This window comes from Verrucomicrobiota bacterium (assembly GCA_039192515.1).
GTDB lineage: Bacteria > Verrucomicrobiota > Verrucomicrobiia > Methylacidiphilales > JBCCWR01 > JBCCWR01.
Genome location: JBCCXA010000104.1, coordinates 1 through 1,905 on the forward strand (window position 1 = coordinate 1; position 1,905 = coordinate 1,905).

Sequence of the window (1,905 nt, forward strand, 5' to 3'; positions counted from 1 at the left end):
GATACGAGGTAGCGGTCCATAAGATTTACAACCGGGTAATTTTTGATGAGCTGGACAAAAGGCCTGATATCAAAAGCGAGTTCCATTTTGAAGATGAGGTAGATATAGAATGGGTGGGTCATCCGAACTGGTTCTTCAGGATCAGTAAGTACACAATGCCTCTGCTAAGGAGTAAGTACGTGCCGGAATGCTTCTACCTTGATCAGCTCAAGGAGTATCCGAAAGACTTGCAGAATTATGTGCTGAAACCGCTCTACTCCTTTGCCGGCGCCGGCGTGAAATTGAACATCACAGCTGAGGAACTAGATGCCATTGAAGAAAAGGAAAACTATATTTTACAGAAGAGGGTCAACTATATTCCCATTGTTGAAAGCCCAAATGAGCCGGTAAAATGTGAGATAAGGATGTTAATGCTCTGGAAGCGTGGAGAAACCAAAGCCACCATTGTTAACAACCTTGTTCGTCTTAGTAAAGGTGAAATGATAGGCGTAAAGTACAATAAGAATAAAGACTGGGTTGGGGCTAGTGTTGGATTTTTTGAGAGTTAAACTATGATTACTTCTGATCTTTGGATGATGGATTATGATTCCCTCTGGGTTTCATAACTCTTTTGAATTGTAAACTTCTATTACCAAAATTGATTAGAAGGCCTATTTTCTTTCTGTATGCTTCCAAATAGTTGATTGCCTGGGCTAAGTGTACGTCTTCTAGTTCCTTTACAGCCTTTAACTCAACCATTATTTTGCTCTCGACAAAGAAATCCACTCTTCTAGACCCAATTTTCTCTCCTTTATAAAAAATGTCCATTACATGTTCTCGGCTGAAGCTCAGACCTTGACTGGTCATTTCAATTTCTAGTGCACGTTGATAGATTTTTTCTTGAAAACCATTGCCCAAAAAACTATGTACTTCCATAGCACATCCGATAATCTTGCCTGTGAGCTCACTGTCTGGATACTCCCTATTAATCATTTAATCAGAATCGAAGTTTTCACCCAATCAAAAGGAATCATAGTTTATGAAGTGGGTTTATCCGGCGCCGGCAGACTGGCGTGAAATTCTTCGCCAATTCGTTTGGTATAGCCGTCGAGCAATGAGAGTATTTTATCTCTGCTTTCAGATTTTACAATTAACCCAATGTGCCACTCTTTATTCATGCGCCAAACCAATTCATGGTCATTAAAACCGGAAGTATCAGGATGCTGGTATCGGCTTAACGAAACTACGATACCCGCATTTTGATTTGAATCCGCTGGGGCGTTATACGGCAAGCCCTTGGCCTTTGCCGTTTCCAGGTTAGCCCATTCTGCCCAAAGATTAACACCTGAAGCAGCTTCTACCATTTCTGCCAGATTTGCACCTCCAACACGCGATGAAGTCTCCAGGAAGTAGTACTCGCCATCAGCATGTCCCTTAATAAATTCGGTATGTGAGGCGCTGTATTGCATGCCAAAAGAGCGCATCACTTTTGTGGTCAATTTTCTCAGTTCTTGATCATCTTGTGTCCCTTGTTCAATAGTGTGCGACCTGAATATGCCACCTCCGTGTGCTACTTCAAATGGTGTGTCTAAATACTGACTTACTCGAACAAACTGGATTTCACCGTCAAAAGAGAGCGAGTCTACATGAAACACATCACCCGGAGCAAAGCGCTCAACTAGGTATTCGTGCCTGGCATCACCCAAAGAATGAACTAAGTTCCACAGATCTTCCTTAGTATGAAGTTTTTTAATTCCGGTAGCTGAGGCTTCCGATCTTGGTTTTATCAACCATGGAGCCGGAATAGTGTCAGCGAAGCGATTGATCTCTTCATCATTGAATAAAGCAGTAAATTCAGGAACGGGAATGCCGGATTCTTTCGCCTTCATCCTCATTGCCAGTTTATCTCTAAAGTAGCGGGCTGTA

The 1,905-nt window shown here is 42.2% G+C and carries 3 protein-coding genes; 1 reads left to right on the forward strand and 2 read right to left on the reverse strand.

Annotated elements, in window-relative coordinates:
- Positions 1–548 (forward strand): hypothetical protein (locus tag AAGA18_16225; protein ID MEM9446888.1); only part of this gene is annotated, 548 nt, incomplete at its 5' end.
- Positions 549–555: 7 nt separating this feature from the next.
- Here the strand turns inward: AAGA18_16225 and AAGA18_16230 are convergent.
- Together AAGA18_16230 and AAGA18_16235 are read right to left on the reverse strand one after the other, a co-directional pair.
- Positions 556–972: a GxxExxY protein gene (locus AAGA18_16230; protein ID MEM9446889.1), complete on the reverse strand. Its 417-nt coding sequence runs from the start codon at positions 970–972 to the stop codon at positions 556–558.
- 44 nt (positions 973–1,016) lie between these two features.
- Positions 1,017–1,905 (reverse strand): ATPase (locus AAGA18_16235; protein MEM9446890.1); only part of this gene is annotated, 889 nt, incomplete at its 5' end.